Genomic DNA, 5,097 nt, shown 5'->3' with positions numbered 1-5,097 from the left:
GAAGATCGAGGCGGAGCCGCAAGCCACCGCCGAAGGCGACTGGTTCGAAAACGAGACGCAGTGGAGCGCCGAGGCGATCTCGGACAAGCTCGACACGTCGCTGGAAAACCTGTTCCCCGACGACCCGGGGACCAGCGAGCGGCTCGGTCCCGACCTGACGGCACAATGGAAATCGGCTTCGGGCAATGGCGCGGGTTCCTCATCCGAGTGGTTTGACGCCGGCGATATGGCGACTGCTGCGATCACGCTGCGCGACCATGTCGGTGAACAGGTGGCGCTAGCCTTCACTGACCCGGCTGCACGGCTGATCGCCGCCGAACTCGCCGACGGCCTTGACGAGACCGGCTATCTGCGTGCCGACCTGGCCGAGATCGCCGCTCGTCTCGGTGCGGATGCCGCTGCCGTGGCGAAGGTGCTGGCGGTGTGTCAGACCTTCGAGCCGGCCGGCCTGTTTGCCCGCGACCTGGCCGAATGCCTGTCGCTGCAACTTGCGGTGCGCAACCGGCTCGATCCGGCGATGAAGGCGCTGGTCGCCAATCTCGAACTCCTGGCACGACGTGATTTTCATGCATTGAAACGGATATGCGGTGTCGACGAGGAGGATCTGCTCGACATGCTGGCGGAGATCCGGGCGCTCGATCCCCGGCCGGGCATGGCGTTTTCGGGCGGCGCCAGCGACGCGATCGTCGCCGATGTCGAGGTGCGCGCGGCCAATGACGGCAGCTGGACGGTCGAACTCAATGCCGAAACGCTGCCGCGGGTCTTGGTCGACCATATCTATTTCGCCCAGGTCTCACCGCAGGCCAAGAACCAGGCGGAAAAGGATTTTCTGGCCGAATGCCTGCAGAATGCAAACTGGCTGACGCGCAGCCTCGACCAGCGGGCAAAGACCATCCTCAAGGTCGCCTCGGAAATCGTTCGCCAGCAGGATGCCTTCCTCGTCCATGGCGTGCGGCAGCTGAAGCCGCTCAATCTGCGCACGGTGGCCGACGCCATCGGCATGCACGAATCGACGGTCAGCCGGGTCACAGCCAACAAATACATGCTGACGCCGCGCGGCGTGTTCGAGCTTCGCTACTTCTTCACCGCCTCGATCGCCGCGTCGGGCGGCGGCGATGCGCATTCCTCGGAAGCCGTGCGTGACCGCATCAAGCAGTTGATCGACGAGGAAAAACCCGTCGACGTGCTTTCCGACGACGCGATCGTCGACATGTTGCGCGAAAGTGGCGTCGACATTGCAAGACGTACGGTCGCCAAGTACCGGGAAGGCATGAATATCCCCTCTTCGGTGCAGCGCCGACGCGAGAAACGGGCGATGGCCAGCGCCGGGCGCTGAGCGGGTCGATTTTCCACAGGCCGGCACTTCATTGACAAGCCGCGGTGAAGTGGCTAGAAGCCCGCCCGCATGAGACGGGCTAGATGCCCGCATGCGGATGGTCCGTCACGACGTTGGCCTCGGGACGGTCAAAGGGCGGCTTGTGATCAACCGGAAAGTTTGGATTTAAAATCGGCGCAAGTGACGCCGCAAAGCTTGTGCGCACGGATCACGAGTATAAACTCGGGCCAGTTTGAAGCCTGAGCAAGGAAGGTCAGTTTTCAGATGAATCTGCGCATATCGGGAAAACACATGGATATCGGCGATGCGTTTCGGACACGCATCAATGATCGCGTCGGCGAAGCGATCGGCAAATATTTCGATCGCGGCTTTGCCGGACATGTCACGGTCATCAAATCGGGCTCGCGCTATTCGGCGGACTGCATGATCCGGCTGGATTCCGGCGCTTCGCTGCAGGCCACCGGCGATGCCCAGGATCCGACGCTAGCCTTCGAGGCGGCGGCGGACCGTCTGGAAACCCGCCTGAGGCGCTACAAGCGCAGGCTGAAATCGCACAATTCGGGCGCCGCCAACGGCCAGCCGACCGACATCGCCTACACGGTGATGGCGCCGCTTGCCGATGACGACGAGGACATTCCGGAGAATTTCGCGCCCGCCATCGTCGCCGAATCAACCATGACGCTGAAGACCATGTCGGTGGCGTCGGCGGTCATCGAACTCGACACCAAGGACAGCCCGGTCTTTGTCTTCCGCAATGCGGGAACCGACCATCTCAACATCGTCTATCGCCGACCCGATGGAAATATCGGCTGGATCGACCCGTCGACGACCAAGGTCGCGCAAGCGTGACGACAAAGGTCGCACGGTGACGACAAGGGTCGCACGGCAATAAGAGCCGGCCGCACGAGGGGTGGGGACTGGTGACGGCAGGCGAACAAGGGATTTTCTAGCATGGATCTGAGCGATCTTATCAACGTTCCGGCGATACTGCCGGCGTTGAAGGCGAACTCCAAGAAGCAGCTGCTGCAACTGCTGTCCGAACGGGCAGCGGCGATTTCCGGCATTCCGGAGCGGGAGGTGTTCGACACCATCCTGCAGCGTGAGCGCCTGGGTTCGACCGGCGTCGGCAACGGCATCGCCATTCCGCACGGCAAGCTGGCCGGCGTGAAACGCATCGCAGGTGTTTTCGCCCGGCTGGAGACGCCTGTCGATTTCGAATCGCTGGACGATCAGCCCGTCGATCTGGTGTTTCTGCTGCTGGCGCCGGAAGGGGCGGGCGCCGACCACCTCAAGGCACTGTCGCGCATCGCGCGGGTCCTGCGCGATGCCGACACGGTGGCCAAGATCAGGGGTACGCGCGACGCCGCCGCTATCCACGCGCTGTTGTCGGACACCCAGGCTTCGCACGCGGCCTGAATTTCGAGAATGATATCGCTAAAGGGCCGCCATGGGCGGCCCTTTCCGTTTCAGCCGGAATCGCTGTCAATGAATGGCGACGGTGGTCAGGTCGTTTTCCATGGCGCCGGCCAGAGCGCGGTCACGCGCATCGGAAAGCAGGATCGGCTGGCCATTGGCGGCAAACAAGGCCCACAGTTCCATGCCGGGGGCGATTTCGCCGAGATTGGGGAAACGGCCGAGCAATTCGTCGCTCGAGACCTTTCTGAGATAAGCGACCGAGCCTTCGCCGAGATGAGCGAATTCGCCATTGGTCATGGTGATGTTTTCAGTTCTGGTCATTTCAAAGCCTCCTTGGCGCGAGGACGCCGCTCAAGGCCATCCCGCATGAGAGCCATTTCAATTTGCTGCATCGTGCTTTCGGAAGTCGGAGCCGATTTCCGGCCGATGCAGTGGTAAAGATCAGTCTTTCACCGATATGTTTATTTTCCGTACCAGCCGTTCGGACTCCGGCCGATCGAGGTCGATCGACAAAAGACCGTTCTTCAACTCCGCCGCGATCACCCGCATGCCGTCGGCCAGCACGAAACAGCGCTGGAACTGGCGCGCGGCGATGCCGCGATGAAGAAATTCGCGCTCGGTGTCGTCGGTCTGACGGCCGCGCACGACCAACTGGTTTTCCTCCGTGGTGACATCGAGATCGCTTTCGGCGAAACCGGCGACCGCCAATGTAATGCGCAACCTTTCGGTCTTGCCGTCGGCGCCGCTGAGGCGTTCGATGTTGTAGGGAGGGTAGCTGTCGCCGGATTTCGCCAGGCGTTCCAGGGTCTTTTCCATGGCGTCGAAACCAAGGAGAAGCGGGCTGGAAAAGGGCGTCATTCGGCTCATGTTACACTGTCCTCTCAAGAGCGACATAAAGTGGAAAAACCCAGATGGCATTTTTCCCGATGGCCTTGATATGGTCCGCCCCGCGACCAAGTTCAAGCCGTCAACAGACCCGCTCAAAAAGACCAGGCGTGGACTCACAGGAATGACCGACATGGCGCTTGAAACGGCGAGCAGATGCAAGGAGAAGCGCGCAGGTCGGGAATTGTCTTTCCCGGTCGAGCGGTTCGACATGGCAGCTCGCGACCGCTTCGGCGTCATTTGGATGTTTCGATCGGATCGGTTCAAGCCCACGACCTCGCCAAACAAGGAATTGAAATGCCCCAATCACGCAAGATCATCATCGACACGGATCCCGGTCAGGATGATGCCGTCGCCATATTGCTGGCGCTCGGCAGCTCCGAACTGGAGATCGTCGGCATATCAGCCGTTGCCGGAAACGTGCCGCTGAAGCTTACCGAAAAGAATGCCCGCAAGATCTGCGAGTTGGCCGGCCGTCCGGACATCAAGGTCTATGCCGGCGCCATCCGGCCCCTGATGCGCGAACTGGTCACCGCCGAGGAAGTGCATGGCAAGACCGGTCTCAACGGACCGCAATTGCCAGAACCGACGATGAAGCTGCAGGACCGGTACGCGGTCGATTTCATCGTCGAGACGCTGATGGGGGAAGAAAGCGGCACGATCACGCTTTGTGCGCTCGGCCCGCTCACCAACATTGCGCTGGCGCTGATCCGCGAGCCGCGCATTGCACCGCGCATCAAGGAAATCGTGCTGATGGGCGGCGGCTTCTTCGAGGGCGGCAATGTCACCCCGACCGCCGAATTCAACATCTATGTCGATCCGCAGGCCGCCGATGTCGTGTTCAAATCCGGTATTCCGATCGTGATGATGCCCCTCGACGTCACCCATAAGGCGCTGACCACCGCCAAGCGCACGCAAACCTTCCGCGCGCTCGGCACCAAGGTCGGCACCGCCACCGCCGAGATGCTGGAATTCTTCGAGCGCTTCGACGAGGAGAAATACGGCACCGACGGCGGCCCGCTGCACGACCCTTGCGTCATCGCCTATCTGTTAAAGCCTGACCTGTTCAAGGGCCGCAACTGCAACGTCAGCGTGGAAACCGCCTCGGAACTGACCATGGGCATGACCGTGATCGACTGGTGGGGCGTCACCAAGCGGCCAAAGAACGCCATGGTGATGCGCGACATCGACCATGACGGATTTTTCGCGCTACTGGTGGAGAGGCTGGGGCGGCTGTGAGCCTCCTTCTCCCCGTTTACGGGGAGAAGGTGCCGGCAGGCGGGTGAGGGGCGGCACAAACGTTGAGATTCTGCTTGCGCCCTCGGCGCTGCCCCTCACCCTATCGCTTCGCGACCACCCCATCCCCCGTAACCGGGGCGAGGGAAGAGGCGCCAGCCGCCAGTTCACTCTGGAAACCGATAAAAGATCGTTCCATTGTCGCGCGTGACGCGTTCAATGCT

General features: G+C 61.6%; 6 protein-coding genes. 4 read left to right on the top strand and 2 right to left on the bottom strand.

Annotated elements, in window-relative coordinates; all coding sequences use genetic code 11:
- The 3 genes from rpoN to ptsN all read left to right on the top strand — a co-directional run.
- Positions 1 to 1,336 (top strand): RNA polymerase factor sigma-54 (rpoN, locus tag EN893_RS18340; protein ID WP_128361684.1); only part of this gene is annotated, 1,336 nt, incomplete at its 5' end.
- Between the two features lie 264 nt (positions 1,337 to 1,600).
- Positions 1,601 to 2,185: a ribosome-associated translation inhibitor RaiA gene (raiA, locus tag EN893_RS18335; RefSeq protein ID WP_013529588.1), complete on the top strand. Its 585-nt coding sequence runs from the start codon at positions 1,601 to 1,603 to the stop codon at positions 2,183 to 2,185.
- A 102-nt stretch (positions 2,186 to 2,287) separates the two neighbouring features.
- A complete protein-coding gene (gene ptsN / locus EN893_RS18330) occupies positions 2,288 to 2,752 on the top strand; it encodes a PTS IIA-like nitrogen regulatory protein PtsN (protein WP_013529589.1) in 465 nt (154 codons plus the stop codon).
- Between the two features lie 66 nt (positions 2,753 to 2,818).
- Here the strand turns inward: ptsN and EN893_RS18325 are convergent, their stop codons facing one another.
- On the bottom strand, positions 2,819 to 3,073 hold the full coding sequence (locus EN893_RS18325) for a DUF1150 family protein (RefSeq protein WP_023760740.1): 255 nt from the start codon (positions 3,071 to 3,073) through the stop codon (positions 2,819 to 2,821).
- A 120-nt stretch (positions 3,074 to 3,193) separates the two neighbouring features.
- Positions 3,194 to 3,619, bottom strand: coding sequence for an Hsp20 family protein (locus EN893_RS18320; RefSeq protein ID WP_023760739.1), 426 nt, complete (start codon positions 3,617 to 3,619; stop codon positions 3,194 to 3,196).
- A 315-nt stretch (positions 3,620 to 3,934) separates the two neighbouring features.
- On the opposite strand from EN893_RS18320, the gene EN893_RS18315 reads away from it, so the two are divergent.
- On the top strand, positions 3,935 to 4,876 hold the full coding sequence (locus EN893_RS18315; protein ID WP_127267108.1) for a nucleoside hydrolase: 942 nt from the start codon (positions 3,935 to 3,937) through the stop codon (positions 4,874 to 4,876).
- Positions 4,877 to 5,097: the final 221 nt, after the last annotated feature.

This window comes from Mesorhizobium sp. M7A.F.Ca.CA.004.04.2.1 (assembly GCF_004022825.1).
Taxonomy (GTDB): domain Bacteria; phylum Pseudomonadota; class Alphaproteobacteria; order Rhizobiales; family Rhizobiaceae; genus Mesorhizobium.
This window is presented reverse-complemented; position numbering and strand designations above follow the sequence as displayed.